Source organism: Sphingobacterium sp. GVS05A (assembly GCF_019969845.1).
Classification (GTDB): Bacteria; Bacteroidota; Bacteroidia; order Sphingobacteriales; family Sphingobacteriaceae; genus Sphingobacterium.
The window spans coordinates 620,787-647,457 of the sequence record NZ_JAHXYR010000004.1 but is presented as its reverse complement, the minus strand read 5'-3'; the positions used below and the strand labels follow the sequence as shown (position 1 = coordinate 647,457).

At 36.0% G+C, this 26,671-nt stretch carries 30 protein-coding genes and 1 pseudogene; 22 read left to right on the top strand and 9 right to left on the bottom strand.

From position 1 onward, the window contains the following. Positions 1-69: 69 nt before the first annotated feature. The gene (locus tag LC454_RS13335) at positions 70-591 is read left to right on the top strand and encodes an O-acetyl-ADP-ribose deacetylase (protein ID WP_223582983.1); all 522 of its coding nucleotides are present in this window, start codon (positions 70-72) and stop codon (positions 589-591) included. Positions 592-699: 108 nt separating this feature from the next. Here the strand turns inward: LC454_RS13335 and pgl are convergent, their stop codons facing one another. The 3 genes from pgl to gndA are packed head-to-tail and all read right to left on the bottom strand — an operon-like array spanning position 700 to position 4,336. After that, the gene (pgl, locus tag LC454_RS13330) at positions 700-1,410 is read right to left on the bottom strand and encodes a 6-phosphogluconolactonase (protein ID WP_223582982.1); all 711 of its coding nucleotides are present in this window, start codon (positions 1,408-1,410) and stop codon (positions 700-702) included. A 17-nt stretch (positions 1,411-1,427) separates the two neighbouring features. After that, the gene (gene zwf / locus LC454_RS13325; RefSeq protein ID WP_223582981.1) at positions 1,428-2,909 is read right to left on the bottom strand and encodes a glucose-6-phosphate dehydrogenase; all 1,482 of its coding nucleotides are present in this window, start codon (positions 2,907-2,909) and stop codon (positions 1,428-1,430) included. Between the two features lie 2 nt (positions 2,910-2,911). Further along, the gene (gene gndA / locus LC454_RS13320; RefSeq protein ID WP_223582980.1) at positions 2,912-4,336 is read right to left on the bottom strand and encodes an NADP-dependent phosphogluconate dehydrogenase; all 1,425 of its coding nucleotides are present in this window, start codon (positions 4,334-4,336) and stop codon (positions 2,912-2,914) included. A gap of 419 nt (positions 4,337-4,755) precedes the next feature. On the opposite strand from gndA, the gene LC454_RS13315 reads away from it, so the two are divergent. From LC454_RS13315 to LC454_RS13300, 4 genes are all read left to right on the top strand, one after another. Further along, the gene (locus LC454_RS13315) at positions 4,756-5,214 is read left to right on the top strand and encodes a hypothetical protein (protein WP_223582979.1); all 459 of its coding nucleotides are present in this window, start codon (positions 4,756-4,758) and stop codon (positions 5,212-5,214) included. A gap of 8 nt (positions 5,215-5,222) precedes the next feature. Beyond that, entirely contained in the window at positions 5,223-5,426 is a 204-nt protein-coding gene (locus LC454_RS13310; RefSeq protein ID WP_223582978.1) for a hypothetical protein, read from the top strand. A 59-nt stretch (positions 5,427-5,485) separates the two neighbouring features. Next, on the top strand, positions 5,486-6,046 hold the full coding sequence (locus LC454_RS13305; protein WP_223582977.1) for an imm11 family protein: 561 nt from the start codon (positions 5,486-5,488) through the stop codon (positions 6,044-6,046). A gap of 518 nt (positions 6,047-6,564) precedes the next feature. Next, on the top strand, positions 6,565-8,013 hold the full coding sequence (locus LC454_RS13300; RefSeq protein ID WP_223582976.1) for a GNAT family N-acetyltransferase: 1,449 nt from the start codon (positions 6,565-6,567) through the stop codon (positions 8,011-8,013). 151 nt (positions 8,014-8,164) lie between these two features. On the opposite strand, the gene LC454_RS13295 is transcribed toward LC454_RS13300, so the two are convergent. Continuing rightward, positions 8,165-8,602 (bottom strand): nuclear transport factor 2 family protein, encoded by a 438-nt coding sequence (locus LC454_RS13295; protein ID WP_223582975.1) that lies wholly within the window; start codon positions 8,600-8,602, stop codon positions 8,165-8,167. 124 nt (positions 8,603-8,726) lie between these two features. Between LC454_RS13295 and LC454_RS13290 the strand changes: the two genes are divergently transcribed. The 6 genes from LC454_RS13290 to LC454_RS13265 all read left to right on the top strand — a co-directional run bounded on the left by LC454_RS13290 (position 8,727) and on the right by LC454_RS13265 (position 14,321). Then, on the top strand, positions 8,727-9,131 hold the full coding sequence (locus LC454_RS13290) for a winged helix-turn-helix transcriptional regulator (protein ID WP_223582974.1): 405 nt from the start codon (positions 8,727-8,729) through the stop codon (positions 9,129-9,131). A 412-nt stretch (positions 9,132-9,543) separates the two neighbouring features. Next, the gene (locus LC454_RS13285; protein WP_223582973.1) at positions 9,544-9,837 is read left to right on the top strand and encodes a hypothetical protein; all 294 of its coding nucleotides are present in this window, start codon (positions 9,544-9,546) and stop codon (positions 9,835-9,837) included. Positions 9,838-10,033: 196 nt separating this feature from the next. Further along, on the top strand, positions 10,034-10,447 hold the full coding sequence (locus tag LC454_RS13280) for a hypothetical protein (RefSeq protein WP_223582972.1): 414 nt from the start codon (positions 10,034-10,036) through the stop codon (positions 10,445-10,447). Positions 10,448-11,621: 1,174 nt separating this feature from the next. After that, positions 11,622-11,813, top strand: coding sequence for a hypothetical protein (locus LC454_RS13275; RefSeq protein WP_223582971.1), 192 nt, complete (start codon positions 11,622-11,624; stop codon positions 11,811-11,813). A gap of 20 nt (positions 11,814-11,833) precedes the next feature. Then, on the top strand, positions 11,834-13,630 hold the full coding sequence (locus LC454_RS13270) for a hypothetical protein (RefSeq protein ID WP_223582970.1): 1,797 nt from the start codon (positions 11,834-11,836) through the stop codon (positions 13,628-13,630). Between the two features lie 55 nt (positions 13,631-13,685). Then, positions 13,686-14,321: a hypothetical protein gene (locus tag LC454_RS13265; RefSeq protein WP_223582969.1), complete on the top strand. Its 636-nt coding sequence runs from the start codon at positions 13,686-13,688 to the stop codon at positions 14,319-14,321. A 110-nt stretch (positions 14,322-14,431) separates the two neighbouring features. Here the strand turns inward: LC454_RS13265 and LC454_RS13260 are convergent, their stop codons facing one another. The 3 genes from LC454_RS13260 to LC454_RS13250 form a co-directional block, all read right to left on the bottom strand. Continuing rightward, positions 14,432-15,319, bottom strand: a complete 888-nt coding sequence (locus LC454_RS13260; protein ID WP_223582968.1) for a hypothetical protein — start codon at positions 15,317-15,319, stop codon at positions 14,432-14,434. Between the two features lie 606 nt (positions 15,320-15,925). Next, positions 15,926-16,366, bottom strand: a complete 441-nt coding sequence (locus tag LC454_RS13255) for a nuclear transport factor 2 family protein (protein WP_223582967.1) — start codon at positions 16,364-16,366, stop codon at positions 15,926-15,928. Positions 16,367-16,404: 38 nt separating this feature from the next. After that, on the bottom strand, positions 16,405-17,409 hold the full coding sequence (locus tag LC454_RS13250) for a hypothetical protein (protein ID WP_223582966.1): 1,005 nt from the start codon (positions 17,407-17,409) through the stop codon (positions 16,405-16,407). 105 nt (positions 17,410-17,514) lie between these two features. Between LC454_RS13250 and LC454_RS13245 the strand changes: the two genes are divergently transcribed. Continuing rightward, a complete protein-coding gene (locus tag LC454_RS13245; RefSeq protein WP_223582965.1) occupies positions 17,515-18,081 on the top strand; it encodes a TetR/AcrR family transcriptional regulator in 567 nt (188 codons plus the stop codon). Between the two features lie 160 nt (positions 18,082-18,241). Here the strand turns inward: LC454_RS13245 and LC454_RS13240 are convergent, their stop codons facing one another. Together LC454_RS13240 and LC454_RS13235 are read right to left on the bottom strand one after the other, a co-directional pair. Then, a complete protein-coding gene (locus LC454_RS13240; RefSeq protein ID WP_223582964.1) occupies positions 18,242-18,430 on the bottom strand; it encodes a zinc-binding dehydrogenase in 189 nt (62 codons plus the stop codon). Between the two features lie 433 nt (positions 18,431-18,863). After that, positions 18,864-19,166 (bottom strand): hypothetical protein, encoded by a 303-nt coding sequence (locus tag LC454_RS13235; RefSeq protein WP_223582963.1) that lies wholly within the window; start codon positions 19,164-19,166, stop codon positions 18,864-18,866. A gap of 320 nt (positions 19,167-19,486) precedes the next feature. Here LC454_RS13235 and LC454_RS13230 point away from each other — a divergent pair, with 320 nt between their 5' ends. The 10 genes and pseudogenes from LC454_RS13230 to LC454_RS13185 form a co-directional block, all read left to right on the top strand. Then, complete coding sequence (locus tag LC454_RS13230; RefSeq protein ID WP_223582962.1) at positions 19,487-19,741, top strand: hypothetical protein; 255 nt, start codon at positions 19,487-19,489, stop codon at positions 19,739-19,741. Further along, on the top strand, positions 19,738-20,259 hold the full coding sequence (locus LC454_RS13225; RefSeq protein ID WP_223582961.1) for a hypothetical protein: 522 nt from the start codon (positions 19,738-19,740) through the stop codon (positions 20,257-20,259). The genes LC454_RS13230 and LC454_RS13225 overlap by 4 nt, the downstream gene beginning before the upstream one ends. A 146-nt stretch (positions 20,260-20,405) precedes the next feature. Continuing rightward, a complete protein-coding gene (locus LC454_RS13220; RefSeq protein ID WP_223582960.1) occupies positions 20,406-21,080 on the top strand; it encodes a hypothetical protein in 675 nt (224 codons plus the stop codon). 178 nt (positions 21,081-21,258) lie between these two features. Beyond that, positions 21,259-22,146, top strand: coding sequence for a hypothetical protein (locus tag LC454_RS13215; protein ID WP_223582959.1), 888 nt, complete (start codon positions 21,259-21,261; stop codon positions 22,144-22,146). Between the two features lie 316 nt (positions 22,147-22,462). Next, positions 22,463-22,684, top strand: a complete 222-nt coding sequence (locus tag LC454_RS13210) for a hypothetical protein (protein WP_223582958.1) — start codon at positions 22,463-22,465, stop codon at positions 22,682-22,684. Positions 22,685-23,102: 418 nt separating this feature from the next. After that, positions 23,103-23,279, top strand: coding sequence for a hypothetical protein (locus LC454_RS13205; protein WP_223582957.1), 177 nt, complete (start codon positions 23,103-23,105; stop codon positions 23,277-23,279). Positions 23,280-23,390: 111 nt separating this feature from the next. Next, complete coding sequence (locus LC454_RS13200) at positions 23,391-23,912, top strand: O-acetyl-ADP-ribose deacetylase (protein WP_223582956.1); 522 nt, start codon at positions 23,391-23,393, stop codon at positions 23,910-23,912. A 285-nt stretch (positions 23,913-24,197) separates the two neighbouring features. Further along, entirely contained in the window at positions 24,198-24,800 is a 603-nt protein-coding gene (locus LC454_RS13195) for a carboxypeptidase-like regulatory domain-containing protein (RefSeq protein ID WP_223582955.1), read from the top strand. Between the two features lie 15 nt (positions 24,801-24,815). Beyond that, complete coding sequence (locus tag LC454_RS13190; RefSeq protein WP_223582954.1) at positions 24,816-25,574, top strand: leucine-rich repeat domain-containing protein; 759 nt, start codon at positions 24,816-24,818, stop codon at positions 25,572-25,574. Positions 25,575-25,800: 226 nt separating this feature from the next. Then, a pseudogene (locus tag LC454_RS13185) lies at positions 25,801-26,655 on the top strand (IS481 family transposase); the annotation flags it as partial. Positions 26,656-26,671: the final 16 nt, after the last annotated feature.

The following is a 26,671-nucleotide window of genomic DNA, read 5'->3' as shown; positions in this document are numbered from 1 at the left end:
TAAAATTCACTAAATTTAAAATATTATTTCCATCGGCTATGCAAATGCCTTAATATTATTCCATACTCAATGAACAAAATAATAAACGTTATTAAAGGAGATATCACTAAGATCGAAGCCGATGCAATCGTAAACGCAGCAAATAGCTCCTTGCTTGGTGGCGGCGGTGTAGATGGTGCCATTCACCGAACAGGTGGAGCAGCTATTCTGGAAGAATGCCGAATGATAGTAGCTAGACAAGGGGGCTGCAAAACGGGTGAAGCAGTGATCACCACGGCTGGCAATCTACACGCTAAATATGTCATCCACACCGTCGGTCCTGTTTGGAATGGCGGCCAAAAGAATGAAGAGAACCTCCTAGCAAATTGTTACTTCAACTCTCTTCGACTGGCTGTGGATAATAACTGTACAACAATTGCTTTTCCGAATATCAGCACAGGTATATACAGGTTCCCTAAGGAATTGGCTGCCCAAATATCGGTGAACTCAATAAATAAGTTTCTTGAATCAGATACGACAATTAAACTAATTACAATAGTTTGTTTTGATGATGAAAATTTCCAGCTATTGAAACGATTACTTAGCCAATAAAGCTATGTTTTTGTCGTCAAAAATAACTGTATTGACAAGAGTACTTAAGCACCCTTGTCAATCGTTAAGAGAGCCTTTTTGGCTAGACGTCCACTATATTAAATGACATTAAGTTCCAGCTTCTTTATCGGTAAAAATCTGGACTCCTGCTTTGTCTTCAATTAACTGTAGCGGATATAGTTCAGGATTATATACACCATTAAGAACTTCATTCAAAGCGTTTTTCTTGGATTTACCAAATGTAACAATCAGAATATTTTCAGCTTTATTGATAATAGGTTCAGTCAAAGTAATTCTGAACATTGCCTGTGGCTTTAGATAGTAGGCATCAACCCATTTTTCTTTTTCTTGTAAAATCTTTTCACCTGGAAACAGAGAAGCTGTGTGGCCATCATCTCCCATTCCTAAAAGGATGAAATCAAAAATACCGTCAGCTCCCAAAACATTTCTGATCTGAGCTTCGTATTCTTTAGCATAATTTTGAGGCTCAATTCCCTCTTTATACATGGGAAAAATCTGATTTTTATTGACTGGAACCTTATTCAAAAGGACTTCCAAAGTCATCTTAAAATTACTTTTCTCATCTTCAAGAGGAACCCATCTTTCATCTACCCAAAAAAAATGGATTTTGTCCCAAATTATTTTATCAGCGTACTCGGGCGTAGCTAATAAACTAAAAATGGCTTTCGGTGAAGAGCCTCCACTCAAGGCGACCACAAATTTATCATGCTTCTGGATTGCTTTTGTCGAAAGCTCAACAAATTTATCTGCTGCTTTTTTATATAAATCATCCAGACTATTAAATATCGTAATATTCATTTTCTTTTAATTAGATTTTAAACCCACTGATGTCCCTGCCTCTCTACCAGTGCATCACTGTCATCAGGGCCCCAGTTTCCTGAAGCATAATTTGGGAAAGATGGGTCTTTGGTTTTTTCCCAGGTTTCCTGAATCGTTTTTATCACATCCCAAGCTTCTTCTACCTGATCAGAGCGCATAAACAGTGTGAGGTCTCCCACAAGTGCCTCCAATAAAAGAGTTTCATAAGCTTCGGGAGTATCGGTCTGACAGGCAAAATTATCGAAAATCATTTCCACAGGTTTAAGCTCTAAAGACAAGCCCGGTTTTTTAGACATAAACTGCAATCTGATGTCCATTTGTGGCTGGATATTAATAACCAATCGGTTAGCCGACAGAAGCGAGGTGCTTTCTGAAAACGTAGAATTTGGAAGTGGCTTAAACTGAATCGTTATATAAGAATGCTTTTCTTTCATCTTCTTCCCGGTACGAACATAAAAAGGAACATCCTCCCATCTTTCATTATCCAGATAAAACTTAATAGCGACAAATGTTTCCGTATTGGAATCATGAGCAATTCCCTCTTCCTGGCGATAGCCATTTACTTTTAGCCCATTTACTTTGCCTCGTCCGTACTGTCCTCTTACCGCATAATGATCTACTTTTTCGGGAGAAATCCTACGGATGGATTTTAAAACATCAACTTTACGATCCCTGATCTCACCCGATTCAAGTGAAGCCGGAGGTTCCATAGCAACCATACAAAGAATTTGCAAAAGATGGTTCTGAATCATATCGCGCAAAGCTCCTGTCTGCTCGTAAAAACCGGCCCTTGTTTCCACGCCTACTTCTTCGGCAACCGTAATCTGCACCGATTCAATATGTCTGTGATTCCAAAGAGGTTCAAAAATTGAATTTCCGAACCTGAACGCCAAAATATTCTGAACGGTTTCTTTACCTAAATAATGATCGATACGATAAATCTGTTCTTCTTGAAAAGTTTGTGAAAGAAGATTATTTAACTCTATGGCAGATGCTTTATTGTGACCAAAAGGTTTTTCGATAATAATTCGATCTGTTGCAGGATCAGATGCTATTGACGTATTTTTAAGATGATTTGAAATGACCGATACAAAGTTTGGTGCAATCGACAAATAGAAAAGTCTGTTTCCTCTCATTCCGTACACTTTATCAAAATTTTCCAGTTTCTGATATAAATTCCGATAAGAGCTTTCTTCATCAAGCTGGTGTTGAAAGTAGCTGATGTGAGCCTGAAAACCAGCCCAATCTTCCTTGATTACAGCCTTTCTGGAAAAACTTTCCAGATTTTCTTTAATATAAGCTCTGAATTTTTCATCCGTATTTTCGGCTCTTCCTAAAGCTAAAATATTAAACCCTTTTGGCATTCTGCCATCGATATATAAATTGTAGAAGGCAGGAAAAAGCTTCCTTTTTGCCAAATCCCCTGTTGCACCAAAAATAACGATGGTGGTTGGATGCAGGATTGTATTGTCACTCATTGTTAGATTCCGTTATTTGGGTTTTGCCATGACGTATGAAAGACTCCTGCTCTGTCAGTTCTTTGGTAAGTGTGTGCACCAAAATAATCACGCTGAGCCTGAAGCAGGTTTACAGGTAAAGATGCTGTGGTGTAAGCTTCGAAATACCCTAGAGCCGACTGAATTCCCAAGCTTGGAATTCCGTTTGATACAGCAAAAGCAGCTGTTTTTCTTAATGAAGAAATTTTATCTTTTACAATTTCTGAAATTTCCTGATCCAATAAAATATTAGATAAGTTCTCGTCTTTTGAATAAGCCAGATAAAATTTTTCTAATAAAACCGAACGGATGATACATCCACCTCTCCAGATTTTAACAACATCCTTTAACGGAATTTCAAACTGATATTCTTCAGAAGCTTTTACCAATAATGCCAAACCATGCGCATAACTGATTAAAGTAGATAAATACAAAGCTTCCCCCACCTCTTTGATGAACAATTCTGTATTTTCAGGAGTTTTTACTTCTTCTTTAGCATATAATTGAGAAGCTTTCACGCGCTCATCTTTGTAAGCGGATAAAATTCTTGATGTTACTGCAATATCGATTGTTGGAATAGACACCCCAACTTCCATAGCCTCCTGGGAGGTCCATTTTCCGGTTCCTTTTGCTCCTGCTTTATCTAAAATCTTGTCGACAAGATAACCGTCTGTTACATCATCTTTTTGCTGGAAAATATCTCTTGTTATTTCGATAAGGAAAGAATTCATCTCGCCTTCATTCCATCTTTTGAAAACGTCATACAATTGTTCATTGTTAAGATTAACTCCTTTTCTCAGTAAATCGTATGCTTCACTGATCAATTGCATGATGGCATATTCGATACCGTTGTGAACCATTTTAACGTAATTCCCTGCAGCTCCTTTCCCCATATAAGCGGTGCAGGGCTCCCCCTTTACTTTTGCTGAAATAACTTCCAGCATAGGCTTCACCAAATTGAAAACTTCCAAATCTCCACCCGGCATAATACTCGGTCCTCTTCTTGCGCCCTGCTCTCCTCCAGAAACTCCCATTCCCATAAAATGAAGGTTTTTAGAAGCTAAATCAGCTATACGTCTCTCAGTATCTTTGAAATAAGAATTTCCCGCATCAACGACAACATCTTTTGGACTCAGAAGTGGTGTTATACTTTCAAGAACAGCATCAACCGGCTTGCCTGCAGGAACCATCAAAATAACTTTTCGCGGACTGTCTAAACTCAACACAAATTCCTCTAGAGAAACAGTTCCAACAACCTTTGTACCTGAAGCTACTCCTTTACGAAGTTCTACTACCTTTTCTTCATCTAAATCGAATCCTACGACAGAGAAACCATTATCGGCAATATTGTAAAGCAGATTTCTTCCCATTACACCCAGACCAATGACTCCGTAATTATACTTTTCCATTCTTACTTAAAGTTTATGTTATAGATCAAATTTACTGAAATGCATGCCAGTAAAAAAATTATCTAAAATTTTCTTTCAATTGTGACATTTTTATCATCAACTGGAAAATGTCATTAATTAATACGCTGATAATGGTATCATTCAAAACATAAACTAATTCAGGTCCAAATTCTCTAATTTTTAATAGTTACTATTGGCTCTATGTAAATACATGCTAAAGGTTTGCATGCATTCTTTAACATGCAGTTTTACCCTTGCAATACAACATTTTGAATAGATGTCACTTTAAAAATCAAAAAAATTATTTATCCTGCTTATAGCTGTTCCCAGAAATACACGATATAAAATTTTTGGACAAAATAAATATATTTGTTATAAGTCAGTAATATCCTTTCTAAGAAACAACGAATAGCTGTACAATGATATTTAAAAATTTTTCAGAAAATGAACTTTATCTGTTCATGAATGGCAAACTTATTTACAAGCGTTGGTTAGATACTGGTGTATCGAAGGTTTTTGATGTGATGGCTTATGACAAATACACCCTTGCCAGTATAAAAGAGCTTAGGGACGAAGACGGGTTGTTGATAGTCAAGGCTAGAATAAAGCTAGCACCTACTGAACACGGTGGCCGAAAAACGGGTATCATCTCAGGTTATCGACCCAATCACGTGTTTGAATATACGCCAGAAGGTAAATTATATCAGACCTATATAGGTGATATAAATTTTGAGGGTGAAAATGTAATGCCTGGTGAAGAAAGAATTGCAACAGTTCGCTTTCTCCTTGTAAAAGAGCTAGAGCAATATTTGACAAAAGGCCGTAAATGGTGGTTATATGAAGGCCCCAATCCTATTGGTGAAGTGGAAATTTTATAAAGACAATTATGGATAAAAAACTAGGCCTTAAAATAAAAGTTAATGGCAATCCAGTCACAAATGCCGGGTTGGATAAGGATGACTATGTATTAGTCGGGGACGTAACCTTTACGGAACAAAAAAACGGAAGCAAGGAGTTTACCCTTAATGTAAATGGAATGGATGGTGAGGAGAACGACCACGTTTATTGGTATGGCATTTGTCCAAATTAGTTTGAAGAGGTGGGTAAAGTGCTGTAACTAATTGTGACTAAACAAAAAACAAATGCACTATGAATTATTTTTTAGAGGTAAAGAGTAAACCAAATCTACCGCTTAAATACAGCTTAGAAAACCAGATCAATGGCTCTCATCTAGCTGTCGGTAATTTTATCCGTGAAGCAGAGGGGATAAAACTCGTTTATGAAGATGCAGAAAACAGTAAAGTCGCTTATGAAAGCCTGATAACGCTCGATGTGCTGACTACCGTGGGCGGAGGCATTTTAATCAGCGAACGCTTTAAAAAAATTATTGAAGCGCATTGTAAAACCGATGTGCAACTGTTTGAAACAGCATTTACCTATCAAGGACAGAAAAATACCAGCTATTTTGCGCTCAATGTATTCAATAAAATTGATTGTTACGACCTTGATCTATCTGTTTACAGTAAACACCCTGTTGACGGTTCTTATAAATTCTCCAAAACGGTTCTAAAAAAAGAGCCTTTGGAGGAATACGGTTACCAGTACCATATCGTCCGTTCCGCGGAAAACAATAAAATTGTTGTGTCCGGACAGCTCAAAAAAACATTGGAGGATGATAAAATAAACAGCATTGGTTTTAAGAAAGGATAAGAAAAAGTTCAGGCCAAAACATTATTGATAATGAATTTTTATTTAATAAGGAATAGAAAAGCTTCTTGGGGAGATTACAGAAATATTCTTTTCTATGGATTTATTTCCAAAGAAAAGATCAAATATGCATAGAAAGGACAGGACCATTTTTACCGGCTATTTACTCCTATAATAAGTATATTGCTGTTATTGATCCCGTGAAACAAACGTTAGAAAAATATGATCTTAAAGGCTTGGATTTCTCGAGGGTAAATAGAAAAAAATAACACCTATTTAAAAGGCAAACGTGAATAAAACCCGAAGGTGGCACTTTATTCCGTTATTAAATTTCTTACATTAGCACTGCACCTACATATCTCGAGTATTGAGCTATGCCTTAATTTCACAACAAAACAGGTGTCTCATATACCTCTTTGATTGATGTGGTGTTCTGATAGTTTCTATTGAAACTGTTTCCTTCACCCCTCTGGTTTAATACACTCGGGCTAAAGAATTGTAAAATCTAAAAATGGTTGTAAATGATTTTAAAAGACATATCAAGTTTAACAGATGCAAAAAAGCAGTTTATTATTCGTCTGACGGAAGATTTAAACAAAATAGAGAACGTACAGGCTATTGCATTGGGTGGTTCACATGCAACTGGTCGGGCTAATACAAGCTCGGATATTGACATAGGAGTATATTATTACGAAAAAGAGCCCTTTTCGATCGAAATGATAAAGGAAATTGCCCGAAAATATGCTGTCAATGATGATCCTGTAGTAGTCGGTTTTTACGAATGGGGACCATGGGTAAATGGTGGAGCCTGGATACATACCGAAATAGGAAAAGTAGATATTCTCTACCGCAATATCAATCAGATAGAAAACACCGTTGCTGATGCTCAATTAGGAAAATGGGAAAACCACTATGAACAACAGCCGCCCTACGGATTTACTACGATGATCTATCTGGCAGAATCGGTATCCTGCGTTCCGCTAATTGATCCAAAGCAAATTTTACATCGCTTAAAACAAGTCTCAACTACCTATCCCCAAGCGTTAAAAGTAAGTGTTATAAATACAGCTCTTTGGTCTGCCGAGTTTACACTGGCTCATGCACATAGCTTTGCTATGCAAAAGGATATGTATAATCTGTTAGGTTGTTTTACACGTGCTCTAAAAAGCATCTTAGAGGCTTTATTTGCCTTGAATTCAATTTACCCCATCAGTGATAAACATGCCGTTAAATTGCTTTCAAATGCAGCAATGGTTCCAATGAATCTGGAAGAAAAAGTAAACGCTATTTTGGAAATTGATTCAACTGCAGTAGGGAAAAACGTTGTGTCTATCCAAAACTTATTTGCAGAAGTTGTACCGCTCACAAACGGTTTGTATCACCCAAAATTTAATTTTAAAGAAAAAATAGAATCCCTATACCGGATGCACCCACCGAACTTTTCAAGTTTCCCGGTATTAGAGACCGGCAGATTGATTCTTCGCAGGCTTTCATTGAATGATGCTGAAGAAATCTATCAGCTACGTACAGACGTTGACGTTGCTGCACTGACAGGAAGGACACCCTGTGTAAATATCGAAGAGGCCATTGCATATATTAATAAGATTGATGGTATGATCAATAAAAATGAATGTATATTTTGGGCAGTGTCTCAGCGGGAGAACCCTGCTTTGATCGGAGTAGCATGTCTCTGGAACTTTGATATAAAAAAAGGAACTGTAGAAATCGGATATGAATTGCTTGAAAAATTTCAGGGTAAAGGGATTATGGGAGAGGTAATTATCCGGATACTCCAATATGCATTCGATGTAATGGGCGCTGAAACAATAATCGCATTCCCTTCAGGCGAAAACCCACCGTCCGTGAGACTGCTTCAAAAACTGGGATTTAAACTAGCTCCGGGGCATTTTAAAAATACGCACATCAATGTGCCAAATATGCTCACCTATATCTTATCCCGTTCAACATAGATGTTAGCCCGATCAGTATTACCCATATTTATTTATCAAATTGCCTCTATGCTAATAAAAATATTGACCAATATATTAAACGGCCCATAAAGAGTCTCAAGCATAAGCCGTGAAACTTTCGATTTCACGGCTTGCTATTTTAAAATAATGATCAGGAAAGATTTCTGGATTCAATGATCAGGAAGTGAGCAATACGATCCTTGATTAGCCATTTACCATCAATAAGCACATATTTATCATCATATTTTACACTATAATCAGTTAAAACATCTTTTCCTTCCACCTCCCTGATCATCTTGATCTGAGCAAAGGAAATACCGGTAGCATTATCTCCGCGTATTTCAACGGTATGCTGGCCATTCAACGTGAAGTAGGTCTTTACCTGGGACGCATGGAGATTAAAATCATGTTCCATAGATTCCCTGCCCGAAACATCTGCTATTAAAGCACCGCTCATATAAACCCTATAAGTTACATCAGGCGTGAACAGGTCCATAACCTCCGAGATCTTCCATTCATCACTAAGGTAGGCATAACTGTCGATCAGGTCTCTTAACTTTTGCTTTGTCTCTAAATTTTCTAATGTCATAATGTTATTATTTATTAAAATTTAATACTCAATTCTGTAAGCTTAACACGACAAAATTATATTATATTTGCTTACATTTTATTAGTTGTTACCTAAAGGTTAGCGACTATCAAATACCTTAGTTATGGCAGAATCACAAGAAAATCAGATAGATAACAAAGCATTCACAGAAGAATGTCACAAAGTTTTAATGGCTATGTCAGATGCATTATATACTATCGGGGGCAAATGGAAGCTAATGATTATCATCGCAATGGGTCGAGGAAATAAAAGATTCACGGAAATCCAAAGACAGGTGACGGGAATTTCTGCTAGAGTTCTATCCAGTGAATTAAAGGAGCTGGAAATGAACGGCTTCATTGTGAAAAAAGTTGAGATTGGTTACCCCATAACGATAGCGTACGAATTGCTTCCCTACAGTTATACTTTACAAGAAGTGGTTGATGCCATGACTAAATGGGGAATGCAACACCGAGAAAAAATAAAACAGGAAATGTCATCTGGAAATTCCGTTACAGGTAAAAAATAAGCGTTATTATTTAGCAAATAAAATTTATAATCCTAATAATGAACTATCTCCTGTTAAATTTACGAAACGGAAGTTCTAGGAAAAGATAAGCTCCCAATAATACACCCTCCCAACCTTCTACTAGCCTTTTAGAATTTTGAACCATACAAAATTTTAAATATGAAAATTCTATCAAAACAAGATCTGGAAATTTTCAGGATAAAAATAATTTCAGATATAGAATGATTATTGGAAGCCACTATTAATCAACCTAAGGAGGAATTTAATTGGTTACGAAGTAAGGCTATTCGCAAAATGATGGACATCTCTCCCGCAACCTTGTAAAATTTAAGAATTACTGGAAAGATACGCTACAAAAAAATTTGGGATTCTTACTACTACTACAAAACGGATTTACAAAAATTATTTGAAGATGAAAACTGACCCACCAAAAAAAGGTATTGAATACCTCGATAATATCTGTAATGATCCTCGACTTAATGTATGGCATATTAGCTTACTCCTTGCAATAGCTCGCCTAGCCTATCGACAGAATGAGAGCAAGATTATCCGGGTCAGCAGAAGTAAGCTAATGGCAATGTCGCATATTAATACTACTCCCACATATCATAAATACTTTAAGGAACTCCAGAATTACGGATATATTAAATGTATACCTTCCTACCATCCCCGATACCGCAGTACTGTAGAATTATTGCAACAATAATTAGCGATGCCAAATTAACTTCAATGTTCCTTAGAATCGAATGTTGAACTTTTTTTACTGTTATTAATCAGCCATTTATTTAATAATAAAGAGTGTCTGTTTTAGCGTGTCACCCACGTTTTAGTTTATCATTGCCCTGATTCCGTTAATTTTCTTCCAGTTGGTTGACGGAAATTTGCTTGTATAAAATCAAGATATGAATATAGTAATAACCGGTTCCTTAGGAAACATCGAAAAACTGCTTACGGAATTATTGGTCGGGAAAGGACACCAAGTAACGGTTATCAGCAGTAAGGCAGAAAGAGCATCTGCTATTCGGGCTTTGGAAGCAACTCCGGCGATAGGGAGCATTCAGGATGTGGATTTTTTATATACTTCTTTTTGCTATTGTATGCGCGAGCGCATCCAAATATTAAAATCTAAATCAGAAGGGATATTCAACTTTTTACGTAATCTGTTTTTTCGAACCTGTACAGCACGTATTGTAACAGACGTGTACTTAGCAATGTTTTTTGTTGAGAAATTGAGAAAAGCCATAGCACAGAACTCTAGCTCACCACTTCGCATTTTAGGATTTATTATCAACAATGACTTAAAAAAGTTGGGATAAAGTTCATTAAATAAGGTCAAAAATTCCGCATTGTTTTTTTTGGCTAAATCAATTAAGTTGTTGTATATGTTTGGATCCATTTTGGATATTGTGTTTTTCATAGTAGCTAGCTGTCCTATCCTTTTCTTCAGATGACCTGTACTATCCTTTGAGAATTTTATCGTAATAACAATTTGATCCTCGCTCGATTAAACGAGATCCACTTTTATTTTAACCCTATCGGCCTTTCCAATATATTTCCCTGGAACCTCCTTTTGCATAAGACCATATATTAAATCATCTGAATTCCAAAGTCAAAGTTCTAGCACGCAACAGTATTGTGAGCCATTCAATTTCCCACAGTTTCTTATCAGAATGGGTGTCTTTATCCCCGTATCAAATATTCATATTTTGAGAAAAGATTTAGAAAAAGTTGACCTCACATTAACATCACATTTATATCACTTATGTTCAGAAATCTAAAACACAGATTTATATTTTATTAAGATTTATAATACGTATTGAGGAAGGCCATGGATTAAATTTTAGAATATATACCCCCGTAACGCTTTTCAGTGAAAAAATGTGCAGGCTCCAATTCACCTGCCAGTAAAAAGTTATATAAAAGCCTACAAAAACTTCTATAACCTTTGCCATTATAATAGGTATGTAGACCATCATTTGTATCCGTTGGTACGTTTATATCTGATGGAGAGGCTGAGCAAAGCGATATTTTATATTTCATATTACACTATGTTATTAGTGCTCTTTTACACCTCTTCTGATCTGATGTACCTCTTTAAAACCCATTATGTATACAATTGGCAACTTTGCCTAGAAAAAAACTTTATTACAAATGAGAATAAAGTAAGCAAAATGGCATAAGGTTTATAGACTAAAAGTCCTGATTATTAATTGTTTAAAATTATGTGATATATGTGTGATACCAAGGTTTTGATATTTCTTTTAATCCTACCCTATCTTTATAATCGATAAGTGATATCATTCACTATATCAAGGTTCTATATGCAAATATTTGTTATAATAGATAGTGATTTAAAATAAAACTGGCCATAGATCACCTAAACTTAAGTTACACATTGATCTTATATAAAATTGAAATTGAAACAGGACAACACCTAATATATCAATATTTATAACCAAAGATTAAATTATATGCCAAATAATATAAAACATGAAAAAAAGAACTGAAAAGATGATTTACATCAAACCTTTAGTCGAGCAATTGCAGATTGAGATGGAACAAGGCGTGGCTGCGGGCTCGCAAGGATCGGTCCAGCCGGGAGGTGGGTCCGGTGTAACTGAAAATGACTGGAATAATGGCGGAACAGAAACCCAGGACCCGAGTGGCGAATGGTGGAACTAATTACAATCAAAACCTTTAAGATGAAAAAGAAAACAATATATCCAATTGCAAAGCTGACATTATCCCTAGTTCTACTCTTACTTTTGGCGGTCTCGTGTAATAAAGGAAAAGATGATAATACCATTGAAGCAGGCCAAGGCGGAGTAAAATTCTCTTTAACCGAATCCGAATTTAGTGGTGACCTTGGGACAGCGACAAAAGCTTCAACAAACGGTAAAGCAACAAAAGCATTCAATGTGACAAAGGAAGTTCAGTCAGGACCATTTACAATCACGGCAGAACTTACTGAAAATACATCTACAGGCTCAGTACTCAAAGCATCCAGTACAAAGGCCGCCACTAAATTGCTTTCTTTGCGCGGGGCTGTAAAATATAGGATTGTCGCTTTTGAAACAGACGGTACGTATGTTGACCAGGCTGTGGGTGATGCCTCAGATCCAAACCAAGTGTTTTTTGGAGATAAACTGCAAGTAGGGCATAAATATAATTTTTATATTTTTTCGCTAGGCTCGACAACAGACGATCCTCCAGCTGTTCCCACAGATAAAAATATGTATCCAACAAGTGATCCCGAGACAGGTTTTACTTTAAATTTCCCAACTTTTACGGAAACCAGCGGGGATTATATGTATGCTGTGGAAAAAGATGTGACAATTCTTGGTGGCGGTGTACCCACACCCTTAACCACCCCTCTTCAACACATGTTTACTCAGGTAACAATTCAGGTGGATGATAGCGATGCAGTTGGAACTTTTGGTCAGGCCGGATATCAAAAAGGAGGTTATGTTTCTGAAGTGCCTGTGAACGGAAGCATTGATTATACCCAAGGATCTGTAAACGCACCCATCATAAACATGAGTACTGGACAGGTGATCCCTGGTACGGGCAACCCAAATCCGCCAAATTACTATCCGTTGCCAAATTTAACAACAACAGGAAGAACTGTGATAGTTAATACACAAGGGCTGACAAATTTTCAACTTAGTATTGTTATAAACGCAGGGAGTATAAAAATTGGTCATGATGTAAATACCAGTGATGCTTATTTTACTTTCTCAAATGCGGGCCAGGGGATGAAACCAGGATATTCGTATACGTTAAAATTGCGCTTTAACAGCGACCGTTATGTTAATGCTGCAAATGAAACCAGAACTGCTAATGCATCCGATGCACTGTATGCCGTAATCGGCGGTTACCGCTGGGACCGTTATAACCTAGGGGCCAATGTGCTGAACCCAGCCTCCGGGAATTTAAACGGCCCGTCAACACAGGCTCTACACGGTAATTTTTACCAATGGGGACAACAAGCTGTTGTGGCAAATGCAATTACCAGTGGGGACGGCGCTATCGCGGGATGGAATAACAATGTTTATCTACCGGCAAATTCATGGAACAGTGGAACTGAGGCTAATCCTACAAAAGTCGCCGCCAATGATCCGTGTTCCTCTGGAGCAAGATTACCAACAAGGTCAGAATATGATAAGCTAACTAGCCTTTCACTATCGACACAATCAGGTACCTGGGGCGATGTTTCGACCCTTGCTAATATGCCCGGATATGATGCTGCCATTACTTTCACCAGCAAAAAAAGCGGTGATATTAACTTAATATTTCCCGCTTCGGGAAGGCGCGAGCTAAACAGCGGTTCCTTATCATATAGAGGACGTGCGGGATATTACGCAACATCTACACAATCCCCTACTAATAGTAATTTTAGTAACTATTTTTCACTTAGAGCCGCTCCCTTTACTCTGGGATCTATCAGCGCAGCAGACAAGCCGGTAGGCTACAATGTACGCTGTATCCAGGATAAATAAGATATTAGAATATAGCTTCTTCCTTCGAAGGAAGAAGCTATATCTTTAACATGTTATGATTAATATAGAACCGGCGAAAAAAAATGGAATGGGAAAATTGATTGACGTTGATTTAGCAAATCTTGTATCAAAAAGGATATTAGAAATCTGCGCTTTGACAGAATTGTCATTGGATCGGTTGGCCATCTTTACTGGGGTGTCTTATTCGACCCTAAGAAGCATTTCCAAAGCATCTTTATCTATTTCACTCGATAGTTTCGCTCGTCTTTGTTCGCCATTCAAAATCGCTCTTTCAGATTTTTTCGATCCCCAGAAAGTGCTTTCTATTGACTGTAAAAATCTCGAGGAATTGAGCCTGTTCAAAAAGGAATCTTCACCTTTACGTAAGCAGCAGCGAGACATCATAAGCAAGAAACTACTTAAAAAAGGTGTTAATGCGGTACTTAAGCATGAGCGAGATTTTCTGGCTCAAATGATCTATGCCACCGAATACTTTTCAGTAGCACGTACCGTTGAACAAATGTCGGCTGATTTCGAAACAATGCATCAAATTGTAATCAGTCCTGGGCGTCTCAGTATTATGCTCAAGAAATATGTCGGCCAGGAAATATTGGAGAAAAAAATAATACCAAAAGCAGAACGCAAGCAAACTGATAAGAGCAGGCCTTACCTCTATTCTAAAAAGGGATAAATCCTGCTCCAAAGCTGTGAGTTGCCTATTGCCGATAAGATGTTGGCTATTTCCTTTTTTACGCTAAAAAAAATAATTTGGCTTTGGCACTATAGTTCATTTTAAGAAAATTATTCAGTTTTTTTTGAGTTGGGTGCCATGTTAGGATACGTCGCTTTTCTGCTTTCTACTAACTTGTCGTTGTTATCATATTTTTTTATTTCACCAGTTGAAAACAGCTCGACCTCGTAATAATCTAGTTGCCCATTTTTGTAGTAATATTGCACCTTTCGTGAATGATCTGCGCTATTGCAATTTTTGCTTACAATAGTTCCATTCTCAAAATGTTCAGTACACCATGCCTTATCTTTGGAGTGGTAGCTATGTGTTGTTTTCTGTCCATTTTCATTAAAATAAATTTTTTCTTCTGTACCGGAATGATAAAAATATTCTGCTTTCCCATTTTCATAAAATAATCTTGTCGTTTTATTTATATGGTCGTTTTCCGATTTTACATTCCCATTCTCATAGTAGGTTGTCTCAACAGCATCAGAGATACCTCCCCCAATTTTTAAAACGATTTTTTTGTCTAATTTCCCCGTTCGACGAAAATGTTTGACTACAAAAGCGGAGTCTTTTGTTTCAAAACGGCTGATAAGATGTCCTGAAGTATCCTTTAGATCTGTTTCAATTGCCTGCCCATTTTCAAAAGTAAAATACAAAGTGTATAATTTCTTTCCTTTGGTTATTTGGGCTTTGGCGGTTTCGGTAAATTCATGTTTCTCGTTTATTGTAAAGCAAAACTTCTGATTTCTATTCTCCAAAAAATAGGCTCCTTTTTCGAGTGTAACCACCTCCTTTTCAAGATTTTCTGTATTTACTTTTATTTCCAAAATACCAAAACCTTTTTCAAATTTCTCTAAATCCAAAAAATAGCTATCATCAAGTTTTTTCAAATCTTGCCCGTAGGCTGAAATACCAAGAAAAAACAGGATGACAAGTATAATAATTTGTTTCATTTTTACTGTTCTACTAACTTTAAAGTTCTGGTGCTATTGTCTTCAATCTTTTTTATTGAAACAGCATGATTTTTCTGATCGTCAAAAAATAAATTCGACTTAAATCTAAAGTATTTTCTCATCACAACGAATGACAATCTTATATTCGAGAGGCATGATTTATAATTCGTTTTAGTAAGGTATTTATTTGCAATAATGTTCAACTTTTTTTGTGTTCCTGCTCCCTCCTTTTTCTTTCCGGCGAATAGATGAGTAAAAATAACAGTACCGATATCTTCTGTATCCCCGACATGTTCATTTTTGTTATAATACAGGTTAGCAATAACCTTGCGACCTCTAAAGAGCTCGTTTAAGAAAGCGATGAGAAGATCCATCCTACTCACTCCTCGGATCAAAGTTAGATATACTACTTTGGATTTTAGCTGTTCAAATCTTACCTGCTATTAATAATTTTCATTCCGGAATAACATTTGTGGCATTAATAGTAGAAGAGTAGCAAAATAGATATTTTTATAAAATGTTGTCTGATAAATTCAAGTATATCCTCCATAAAAAAATACATTAAATTTTGTATTTCTTACAAATTTTAATGTATTTGATGATCCGTTAAGGTTTCTTCTCTATAACGAATGCTTTTAGTTCTGCTATTTTGCCATCTTCGAATCGCCAGATATCACAATAATCAAAATGTTCATATTTTCCGGCTTTATTTTTTAATCGGATTTCCCCCGTCACCATAACAAAATCGCCATCTTCGATAGCTTTTTCGACACTGAACACCGGTGGTTCTTTATAGAACTCTTTCATATAAGCACGGACGTCTTCTTTCCCATTAAGGATACGCTCGCCTACAAAAACCCATTTGGTGTCAGGAGTACAGTAAGCTAAAAAACTTTCATAATCGCCTTTTGATACAAATTCATTGGCAGTGTGTAGGATTGTTGTGTTATTCATTTCTGTCTGATGTTTTATATTGCTATTTTTTGTTTGTGCGGTAACATTGAATGTAGCAAGAAATAGTAGGATAATGATCAATGATCTTTTCATAGTAAAAAGTTGTATTGAATAGATTTTTACATTAAACTTTAATTGATCTCTTCAAAGGTATCGATTCCGAATTCTTTTAAACGATTGATAATGTTGTCCGTTGATACAATAGTTTCAGGAAGATAGAGACCTCCCTTTTTCTGTGCAGACCGTCCGTTCAGACCCAATATATTTTCCGTTATTAAATATACGCCGACAGCAGTAAGATGAGAATTTCCTCTTGGCCCTGAAACTATTGTACGAAGTTTCGACTTTTCACCAGATAATAAAACGCCTTCAATTTCAATGTACAAATCGTGTGAGGCTTCCAAACCTTTGCTACTACCTATCGATTCTCCTACAGCAAAATCAAACCGGACATTGCTAGCACCTGTAAAAGCAGCAATACTGGGAACATCCAAGGTGCTCATCGGATAGCCCGCTGTCGAGGAATGATTGTACAAGTCGATCGCTCTTGCATTATTTTTTGCTTCAACAGATAGCCACTTCCCTTCGTGACGAATTAATGCCTGACCTACAAAACCTGTTACCTCGTTTGTAACCAATGGTCCTACGGGATCTTTCTCGTCATATAATCCCACGGTTTCTATACGTATAATACGGCTGAATTTAGCTGCTAACTGCTTAACAACAAGCGTCAATAATCCAGCCTGCCAGTGCCCGGCAAATACTATCGGGGCAGAAATCGTTTTATGAAGGCTTAAAAACGCCGTAGGAGAGATCTGATCAGCCAATTCACTTACCGTAATACAGGCAATTCCATTCAAAATAGCAGTTTCCCTTAAAATATTGCTGTGGTCACCTAATGCGGATATAATAAGATGAATTTTCCCAAATTGAGATAAATCAAAACCTTCTTCAAGATTGACATAGGCGGTTCCAGCATTGGTTAATTCCTTTGCTAGCACTTCCCCATTTTGAGGGTTTCTTCCTGCAAGAATAAGTTCAATGGCACCATCTGCTTTTCTGATCAAACGTGCTAAGTTACTACCAACCTGTCCATAACCTCCTACTATTAAAATTCGTTTTTCCTGTGATTCCATATAAAATATTTTAAAAATTTAATTTAGGTCAAATGACCTATCACAAATCTAGGTCATTTGACCTAAACATCCAAACTTTTAATATTTTATTTTTAAATTTACCGAATGGACAAAAAAGAAGAGCGGTTACATCATATCTTATCAGCAACCATAACGATACTTACTAAAGAAGGAGCAGAAAATCTTTCTATGAGAAAAGTAGCGAAAAATGCCAATTTATCTTTAAGTAATCTCCAGTATTACTATAAAGATAAAGACCTGCTGCTGATTGCCACGGTAGAATTTTATTTTGAAAGCTGCAAAAAAGAGCTTACTAAAGCCATAAATCTTTTAACAGCTGACACCACGTCGAATAAAGATGCTTTTTTGGAAAAGGTATTGAGTATGTTACTGATAGATGGCAGATCCAGCCACCAAATTTTAATGTTCCAGGAAATATGGACTTTGGCATCCAGAAATAAGGAACTGCAAAATGCTGTAGAAACCTATTATAAGACCTACTGCTTATGGTTGATAGATCTGGTCTCTTTATTTTGTAAAAAGCCTAATGAGATCGTAAGTTTTCTTATTCCCTTTGTGGAAGGTTACACTATTGTAAATAATGTTATTCCTCTGACCAAGGAAAAAGTGATCGAGATGATGGTTAAGCTTATCACTATTGTTGAGAAGTAAATCAATAAAGATTAAGTAACAAAATATTTTAAGGTGCCACTTTAATTTCAATAGATAATTTATGAGAAGAAGAATGACTCTGATATTCGTAAATACATCCACTTCACCTTCATAAACAAAAGAAGCGCCAAACAATCTTTATAAAATTCAAGAATGCTAATTAGAGAGAAATAACGATTTTACCTACCATATCTCCATTTTCTATCCTTTTATAGGCTTCTTTGATCTTTTCAATTTTATAAACCTTATCAATAATGGGATGAATGTCATTTATCTCAATGGCACGGTTCATTTTTGAAAAACTTTCCGCGCTTCCTGTCGCCAAACCCTGAATGCGTATAAAGGACATATTAATGGAATGTTTATAGATATCAATGGGTAATGTCGACACTGATATAAATCCCGCAGTTGCCAAAAAGCTTTTTTGGGAGAGGTCAAACACAGTTATTCCACTAAATCCTTTTCAATTGTTTCCAAAGAATCAATAATCTTTGATATCTTTTGGTTCTGCTCTCTGATTTGTCTGGGTCGTAGGAAAAACCACACAATTGCCAACCATAAGAAAGTTAATCCATAAGCTAAAAATGCAGCTATTGTTGACATGTATAAAGCAAATTCATAAAAATAAAAGGCGAAACCAAAAGAAAGCAAAATGTAATAGTGACTTTAGGCAATAGCTTTTGGGCTAGATCAAAATTGGTCGGGCCTTTTACAATGCATAATAATCAGGGAGGAGTCTAAAAAATCTATGATAAATACAAAGACCGATATGAAAAATGCTTCTAAAAACTCAACCGCATGGTATTATCAAGAGTTGGCAAAACAGGTAGGTTGATAGGGTTTGTCGTGTAGGGCACGATATATCTTTTTGCCTGATACCGCTCAGCAGCTGATACTGCATTGTTAACGGTATCATTAGCGCTTCCATCATAGTTACCAAAGTATTTCAATGAAACCATCCCGCCAAAACGATGGTCGAGTTTTACACCGCTAATTTCAACGATACTACCACCATCATCTGTGCCAGGATCGGGCTCATTTAATAGATCAATGTAGTGGTAGATAATCGGCGCTGGGGTATCCAAACGAATTGAATCACATTCTTTTTAACGAATTTTAGACGATCCTCGGCGAATTGTAAATAGTCTACTCTGCAAAAATTAATATTTTTACATTTGAACAATTGCCAATACATCTTAAATCAAAGTGCTTATATAGGTGAATGTTTGTTCATTTTTAATAGCGTTGGTAGAAATGTGAAAATTTAAAATCGTGCAATCTTTTATATTAGTTGAAGGTTTCGGCTTCGGTTTGCCCGCCATCGCAAAGCCCGAAACGTTAGCTATCAGTATAAAACCAATAAACAGACCTTAGGTGACAGCTTGTGATAACAACCAAAATGAGAATGAAACAAGAACTTGAAGAATTTATTAACTTTTGCATTGAAGCTTTAAATAATAAAAATAAAGGGAATCAAGAAATAAACGGAAATGACAAATTTGTCTTAGAAACTCTAAATAAGACCTTAGAGCTATCTTATGAAGGTAGAAATTTAGGTATTGGAGATTATGGTTTTGAAGACTACAGAAACACTTTTGTAATTCAACAAAAGTACCCCGCCCGAACGCAAAGCCCAGAAACGTTAGCTACAATATTATGACCGAAATTATTGCAAAAGAAGAACGTATAAAAGAACTATTGAATTTTGGACTATCAAAAGTATTTTTAGAAAATATTGGAAACATTCCAGAATTAAAATATCGAATTGAAAATGTAGACGGCGCATACTTCTATTTGCCAACTATATTGAATTATAAAATACTACATGGAAAACGTATTGTTCCTATTTTTGATTGTGGGGAAAGTTTTACTGTTCTGCTTATTGACAGCGAAATTGAACAAATAATAGAATTTGAACTTGAAAATGACCAAGTTTACAAAGATTATGGAAATAGCGTGGACTTGATGTTAATGGACATAATGATTGACTATTTTGACGACCATTTTGACGATGAAATTGATTTGGAAAAATATATTTCTATAGGTTCAAGAATTGGATTTGATAAATCAGCAGATTTATTTCATTTAAGAAATTTGCCCATTCATGACTATAATTCAAAATCAGAAAATATAGAAAATTGGAGAATAGAAATAGCAAAAGATTTAAAAATATTGTAGCTAACAAGGATTTCATATCGCGATTGCAAAATTCAACGGTAGTTTTTCAATTGAACTTTTGTACAAAATTGTAGATTTGTACTTCGATTTGCCCGCCTTCGGCAAGCCTAAAACGTTGGCAGAAATTTTATCCAAACACTAAAAAAATGAAAAACAATTCAAATTTTATTTTTAAATCATCAATTGCTCTACTAATGGTTTTCTCAAGTTCATTTTCGTACGGACAGGAAATTCGCAATAACAATCAAACAGAAACAATACAATTTCCTGTAAAAAAAATTGTAAGATATTTTGATAATTTTAACCATCATTATCTGACTGACTATGATCTGACAGAAACTAAAATAGATTCTATCACTCAAAATAATAATATTACCACACTTTATTTTACCGAAAACAAAAATTACAAATCTGCTATAATCGTAACAAATTTGAATAAATATCAGAAAACAATCAAAGAGAAATCTTTTGAGACCAACTTATTAATGTTATTCAAAGGGGAATTTAGTGCTGAGACACTTAAACATCCAATAAAACCAGTTATTAACGAGTCTTTTTCTAAGGAGGGAACACTTAAATGGAAAATTAATATTGAAACATTAGACGAAAATTCAGCAAAATTGACATTTATATTTGACTCATTTGATAAGAAACATAAACAAAAATTTATCAGCAATTTTTCCAAAGGAATTGATAAAAATTTCAACTATACAATTCAACAGATATTTGTAACAGAGAATTTTAAACGTGATATATTAAACTATCTCGCAAAAAGTTCCAAAGCTGATGCTAATGGTGTTCAACCGACCAAAGGCAATTAAAAAAAATTTTGCCAACAAGGCATTACCACAAGCCGGATGAACCAGTTTGATTTCGCATTTTTGTAAAGTTTATCTGCGACGGGTATTCACGTGAACTTTTGCACAAAATTGAATATTTGTGCTTCGATTGACCGCCATCGCCAAGCCCTGAAACGTTAACAGCAATATTTCCAAACCAATGACTGACAAAGAAACTATGAACTTTTACACATTTGAAAACAAAAAAATGCCCTGGGGCGATTATGGAAATACCTTGTTTACAGGGTTTGCATACCCTGATGAAAATAATGACGAAATCATATGTATAGAACGTGCAGGTCCTTTTGTTCCTGCAATTTATAAAAAGTGGGATATGATTTTAGTTTCTGAAAGTACCAGGCAAAAATTAGAAAAATCTGATTTGAAAGGAATTCAATTCATCAATACAACTTTCAAAAAAATAGTAGATATCGATTGGCAAAATTGGGATTTGGAGGCAGATAAGCCCAAGATTTATCCAGCTGGAGGCGAGCCGGAAAATTATATTTCCACAAGAAAGCATAATGCTGAAATTGCCGAAAAAATGGAAGCAATCTGGTGTTTGAAATTAGATAAAGAAACTTTAATTGGAAGAAAGCAAAAGAACGTGTCTGGAAGAGATGAGCTCTTCATTATTGAAAACTCTTGGACAGGTAACGATATTTTTATTAGCAAAAGTGCCGGACATATTTATCTTACTGAAAAGGCAAAAAAATGGTTTGAAGAAAATTTGCCAGAGTTCGTAAATTTCAGAGAATTTAATTCCAAAATAGCAACACAGCAGGAAATTGATTTTGCATCGGATTATATAAAACCAAAACAAGCAAAAGTTGACCCTTTTGCACATCTGACCGAAAAAGATTGGAAAAACTATCAAAAGTTTATTGGACAAGCTAATAAACTTGTTGTAAAGTCAAAATCCGACAAAACCGAAAAATCTAAATTGACAAGTATAAACAAAGCAATTGATTGTTTAAAAAGTGCTGAACAAATACGAACATTAGGAAAAAAAGAACAAGAATTATTAAACAGACTTACAGAAAAGTAATACTGCTGGTAACAAGGGTTTTGCGTCAGGCGGGCTGAAGCTCAAACTGAACAGCAGTTCTTTTAATTGAACATTAGTAATAAAACAAGCTTTTGTGCTTCGATTGTCCTACCATCGCAAAGCCCCGAAACGTTGTACTTAATACAGACAAACTAATCAGAACAAGATATGACAACCAAAAAATTCAAAGAAGAATTTCGTAAGAAAATCAAAAGCATAGATAACTTAATTATTGAAGCAATGTTCAGTGACTATTTCCTGTATAAAAATGGAAAAAGAATTAGCGTAATTTTCGATTATTACAGAGCTAAACGCAATGCTAGAAAAAGCTATCAAAAGAATGAATGAAGAGCATCCAAACTTTATTATTTATACAGCCAGCATTTGGATTGATAAAGATGCAAAAGTGAGTGCCATAAGTTTTGACAGCAAGGAAAATGCATTGCAAAAAATCGTTCAAACGGCAAATATCGATAAAGAAAAATTTGAATTGGGAATTAACAGCAATAGCGATTGGTACGATAATCGTGGAGCGTAAATAAATAAACCAAATGGATTATTTAGAACAGGCACAACAGTACATTTCTGGCCAAAAGCACGGCTTCGAATATTTTATGCTTGTGCTGGGGATTTTCTTTACGTGGTCGGCAATTGGTAATTGGAACTGATTGTACAACCCACCTTACAATTCGGTAAAAAACCCCCTTGGTTATTGGCTGGGACGCAAAGCATTCAGGGTAACCATTTTTATTTCCGGCATTTTTTTAATAGCCGGTACGGTTTGGCTTTTAATAAGGAGTAAATAATAGTGGTAAATATGAAAAGTGCTTATTAAGGTTGTGCCAACCGTGCCTGCGGACTCAACGAAATAAGATCGGGACGGGTTTTGCTAAAACCAACTTTTGTAAGCCCAGAAACGGTGTGTTCTACTTAAAACAGCTAACTAAGATCGACAAATGAAGACTAAAAACTTTGAAACTTGGAGTATAGAACTCGAAAAAGTTTGGAATTTAGAAACAGAAGAGGAAAGTATAAAATTTAGCGATTTAATGTACTTATTAAAGGGGGATGAAGATGTAAGTGTCTGGATAATGAATGATTTGACGATGATGTCATGGAGTCCGAAAGAATAAACCAATAACTTGTGTTAAGCTGATAAGGGAAGCTTTAATGGGTAAAATTTATTAAATTTAAAATATTATTGCCATCGGCTATGCAAATGCCCTAATATTATTCCATACCCGATGAACAAAATAATAAACGTTATTAAAGCAGATATCACTAAGATTGAAGTCGATGCAATCGTAAACGCTGCAAATAGCTCCTTACTTGGTGGTGGCGGTGTAGATGGTGCCATTCACCGAGCAGGTGGTCCAGCTATTCTGGAAGAATGCCGAATGATAGTAGCTAGACAAGGGGGCTGTAAAACGGGTGAAGCTGTTATCACCACAGCTGGCAAACTACACGCTAAATATGTTATCCACACCGTCGGTCCTGTTTGGAATGGCGGCCAAAAGAATGAAGAGAACCTCCTGGCAAATTGTTACTTCAACTCCCTTAAACTGGCTGTGGATAATAGCTGTACAACAATTGCTTTTCCGAATATCAGCACAGGTATATACAGGTTCCCAAAGAAATTAGCTGCCCAAATATCGATTAACGCGATAAATCATTTTCTTGAATCAAATACAACAATCAAAATAATTACAATAGTTTGCTTTGATGATGAAAATTTTCAGCTATTTAAACAATTACCTTGCCAATAAGCCTATGCTTTTACCGTCAAAATGAAACCCTCTTAAGCGGTATCGGGGAGCTACCGAAAAGTAGGCAGAGTTAACGGTTAGCGATAGAAACGAAGAAGGACACTAAAAAAAACCTCCCATAGATTAGGGAGATTAGCTTGCGATTATAACTACTATAAGAAACTTAAAATCACCTTAACCGCAACTGATGGCACAACTTTTGAGCTCAAAAAACGAATCCGAAGTTATTAATAAGCCATAAGTTCTACTAAATTTTAAATGCACAAAAATTGAAGCAATAAAAATATGAAAACATTACCAAAGATATTATCGATTAATTTGTTGCTTTTTTTATGTTGCAGCATTGCTTATGCACAAAAAGCTCCTCAATGGGTTCTTCCCACTACGCCTTTTAATGAAGCGGAGACAGCAAGATTGATGGAAAGAGGAAGCGCTACGATAGAAGGCACCGCTACACTTAAGAAAAAGGGGAAAGATAATTTTGGAGTTAAAGGAAGCCAGATCCTACTATTCCCGGTAACACCCTATTTCACCGAGTTTCTGGAGTTAAAGAAAAAATTTAATAATCGTAAAAAGCAGGCTACAATGAGCCCTGTTGCATTTACTTATCGGATAGAAGGCAGATTTTTGGATGATAAAGGTACTTTTCAGTTTACAAACCTGAAACCTGGGAAATATTATATCATTAGTTGGATTGCATTTGCCAGGCAAAAAACCGTTGCCGTGCAAACAGGAACGAGCACCTCTTATAATGTTTACGGATATGCTTTAGGATCTTCGCCAATTTATGAGGATTACCATTACGACGTTTTTATAGAGAATGAAGTAAGTGGATTTGTTGAAGTCAATGAAGCTGGCGCAGTTGTAAATGTAATGGTGAGTAATTAAAAATAAGAGAAAATCATGAAAAAACATTGGTATTTATACATTATCATCGTTGGGATGTCGGTATCTTTCGCTAGTCTAGCTCAAACTATAAAAATACCCGATCCTAATTTCAAAAAGCAATTGGTTACTACGGGTATTGATCTTAATGGAGATCAAGAAATCCAGCTATCTGAGGCACAGAAAGTAACGAAGCTAAGTCTTGATAAAGCAAATATTAGTTCCTTGGTGGGCATTAAAAATTTCACTAACTTAAAAGAGCTGAGCTTTTGGAACAATCAGGTAAAAGTATTAGACTTAGAAGGCATGAAAAATCTGGAAGAGATATTTGGATACGATAACCAGATCCAAAGCATCAACCTTAAGGGGCTGACAAACCTCCGGACTTTACACATTCACCAGAATAAAATTAGCACCATAGATTTAACAGGACTGCAAAAGCTTGAAGAGATAAAAATGCTACAGAATACAGTCAGCAAAGTGAACATTTCCAATCTTCCAAATCTTATACATATCGAGTTTCAGAAAAACATGCTCACAGAGTTTAATGTAACCGGATGCCCTGCAGTAAAGCTGATCAGGTTAGACGAGAATCAATTGTCGAAATTGGATTTTAGTAAATTTACCAATCTTGAAGAACTGTCTCTGAGGGATAATCCGTTGGTTGATCTTAATGTGTATGGATTAAGAGAACTTAAACAGTTAGATTGCTCTTATACCCACCTATCAAATGTTAATATGAGCGGAACTGTGAGTTTAGAAAAAATGGAGTGGTAATTTTTTTCAATCTTGAACTAAAACAACCATTGAATCTAAACTCTAAAGACTGGGAGATTGAAAAAACGAACAAAATCATCCGACAACAAGCGCATGATGACAGCTGGTTGATAATCATAGAGCTGTGGGATTCACATAGATCCTTTTAATAACTTTATGTTAAAATGATGGTAGAACCGGTAGTTTTACTACATTCTAACATAATCAACAACATGAACAATGAGGTAAAAAGCGTCTTGAATGGGTAAAGCTTTACGAGTCTGTCGGTAATGCAGGTATTGTATATTTACGGTGTGGTATAACTAGACCGGCACTGAGAAAATGGTTTAAACGATATCAAGAATCCGGAATTGACGGCCTATTTGAACTTAGTAGGAGGCCGCATAAAATCCACAGTAAAATAACTCAAGAAGATGAGCGTCGAATTCTTGAGTTAAGGACAAACCGCAATTTAGGGCATCGTAGTATCGCTAATGAGATGAGACATTTATATGGGGTCTCAATCTCAACTGCAACTGTTCACAAGATTCTTAAGAAGACTAATAAACAGTATTTAAAACTTAAGCGATACTACCGTAAAAGACAAACTCGATATAACCGACCAATACCGGTTGATCGCGTACAAATGGACGTCTGTAAAATAGCTCCACGCATCTATCAATACACTGCCATAGATGATTGCAGCAGATTTAAAGTACTTCAATTATTTCCAAGGCGTACTGCTATTAATACCCTGAAATTTCTTGATACAGTGCTGGAACAAATGCCGTTTGCGATACAGTACATTCAAACTGATAGAGGAAAATAGTTTTTTGCTTATTCCGTTCAAGATAGATTAATGGAATGGGGTATTAAAATTCGGCCTATTAAACCAGGCTCTCCACATCTCAATGGAAAGGTAGAAAGAACACAACGAACGGATCTTGATGAATTTTATTCCACAGTTGATATCAAAGATCCCGACCTACCAAACCTACAATCACAATGGCAATTTTATTATAATTGGCTTAGATCCCACAGTTCTCTAACGGGCCGTACCCCAATTCAGGTAATTAATGCTTTATCAAATAAAACTCCACTATAGGAGGAAGTCGATG

Coding starts and splice junctions, on each gene's coding strand:
- LC454_RS13275 (WP_223582971.1), top strand. CDS start 11,622: ATGAAAAAAAGAACTGAAAAGATGATTTACATCAAACCTTTAGTCGAG.
- LC454_RS13300 (WP_223582976.1), top strand. CDS start 6,565: ATGATTTTAAAAGACATATCAAGTTTAACAGATGCAAAAAAGCAGTTT.
- pgl (WP_223582982.1), bottom strand. CDS start 1,410: ATGAATATTACGATATTTAATAGTCTGGATGATTTATATAAAAAAGCA.
- LC454_RS13335 (WP_223582983.1), top strand. CDS start 70: ATGAACAAAATAATAAACGTTATTAAAGGAGATATCACTAAGATCGAA.
- LC454_RS13210 (WP_223582958.1), top strand. CDS start 22,463: ATGCTAGAAAAAGCTATCAAAAGAATGAATGAAGAGCATCCAAACTTT.
- LC454_RS13310 (WP_223582978.1), top strand. CDS start 5,223: ATGGATAAAAAACTAGGCCTTAAAATAAAAGTTAATGGCAATCCAGTC.
- gndA (WP_223582980.1), bottom strand. CDS start 4,336: ATGGAAAAGTATAATTACGGAGTCATTGGTCTGGGTGTAATGGGAAGA.
- zwf (WP_223582981.1), bottom strand. CDS start 2,909: ATGAGTGACAATACAATCCTGCATCCAACCACCATCGTTATTTTTGGT.
- LC454_RS13260 (WP_223582968.1), bottom strand. CDS start 15,319: ATGAAACAAATTATTATACTTGTCATCCTGTTTTTTCTTGGTATTTCA.
- LC454_RS13290 (WP_223582974.1), top strand. CDS start 8,727: ATGGCAGAATCACAAGAAAATCAGATAGATAACAAAGCATTCACAGAA.
- LC454_RS13220 (WP_223582960.1), top strand. CDS start 20,406: ATGAAAAACAATTCAAATTTTATTTTTAAATCATCAATTGCTCTACTA.
- LC454_RS13315 (WP_223582979.1), top strand. CDS start 4,756: ATGATATTTAAAAATTTTTCAGAAAATGAACTTTATCTGTTCATGAAT.
- LC454_RS13265 (WP_223582969.1), top strand. CDS start 13,686: ATGATTAATATAGAACCGGCGAAAAAAAATGGAATGGGAAAATTGATT.
- LC454_RS13285 (WP_223582973.1), top strand. CDS start 9,544: ATGAAAACTGACCCACCAAAAAAAGGTATTGAATACCTCGATAATATC.
- LC454_RS13215 (WP_223582959.1), top strand. CDS start 21,259: ATGACTGACAAAGAAACTATGAACTTTTACACATTTGAAAACAAAAAA.
- LC454_RS13255 (WP_223582967.1), bottom strand. CDS start 16,366: ATGAAAAGATCATTGATCATTATCCTACTATTTCTTGCTACATTCAAT.
- LC454_RS13280 (WP_223582972.1), top strand. CDS start 10,034: ATGAATATAGTAATAACCGGTTCCTTAGGAAACATCGAAAAACTGCTT.
- LC454_RS13295 (WP_223582975.1), bottom strand. CDS start 8,602: ATGACATTAGAAAATTTAGAGACAAAGCAAAAGTTAAGAGACCTGATC.
- LC454_RS13205 (WP_223582957.1), top strand. CDS start 23,103: ATGAAGACTAAAAACTTTGAAACTTGGAGTATAGAACTCGAAAAAGTT.
- LC454_RS13240 (WP_223582964.1), bottom strand. CDS start 18,430: ATGTCCTTTATACGCATTCAGGGTTTGGCGACAGGAAGCGCGGAAAGT.
- LC454_RS13190 (WP_223582954.1), top strand. CDS start 24,816: ATGAAAAAACATTGGTATTTATACATTATCATCGTTGGGATGTCGGTA.
- LC454_RS13245 (WP_223582965.1), top strand. CDS start 17,515: ATGGACAAAAAAGAAGAGCGGTTACATCATATCTTATCAGCAACCATA.
- LC454_RS13270 (WP_223582970.1), top strand. CDS start 11,834: ATGAAAAAGAAAACAATATATCCAATTGCAAAGCTGACATTATCCCTA.
- LC454_RS13230 (WP_223582962.1), top strand. CDS start 19,487: ATGAAACAAGAACTTGAAGAATTTATTAACTTTTGCATTGAAGCTTTA.
- LC454_RS13200 (WP_223582956.1), top strand. CDS start 23,391: ATGAACAAAATAATAAACGTTATTAAAGCAGATATCACTAAGATTGAA.
- LC454_RS13250 (WP_223582966.1), bottom strand. CDS start 17,409: ATGGAATCACAGGAAAAACGAATTTTAATAGTAGGAGGTTATGGACAG.
- LC454_RS13305 (WP_223582977.1), top strand. CDS start 5,486: ATGAATTATTTTTTAGAGGTAAAGAGTAAACCAAATCTACCGCTTAAA.
- LC454_RS13195 (WP_223582955.1), top strand. CDS start 24,198: ATGAAAACATTACCAAAGATATTATCGATTAATTTGTTGCTTTTTTTA.
- LC454_RS13225 (WP_223582961.1), top strand. CDS start 19,738: ATGACCGAAATTATTGCAAAAGAAGAACGTATAAAAGAACTATTGAAT.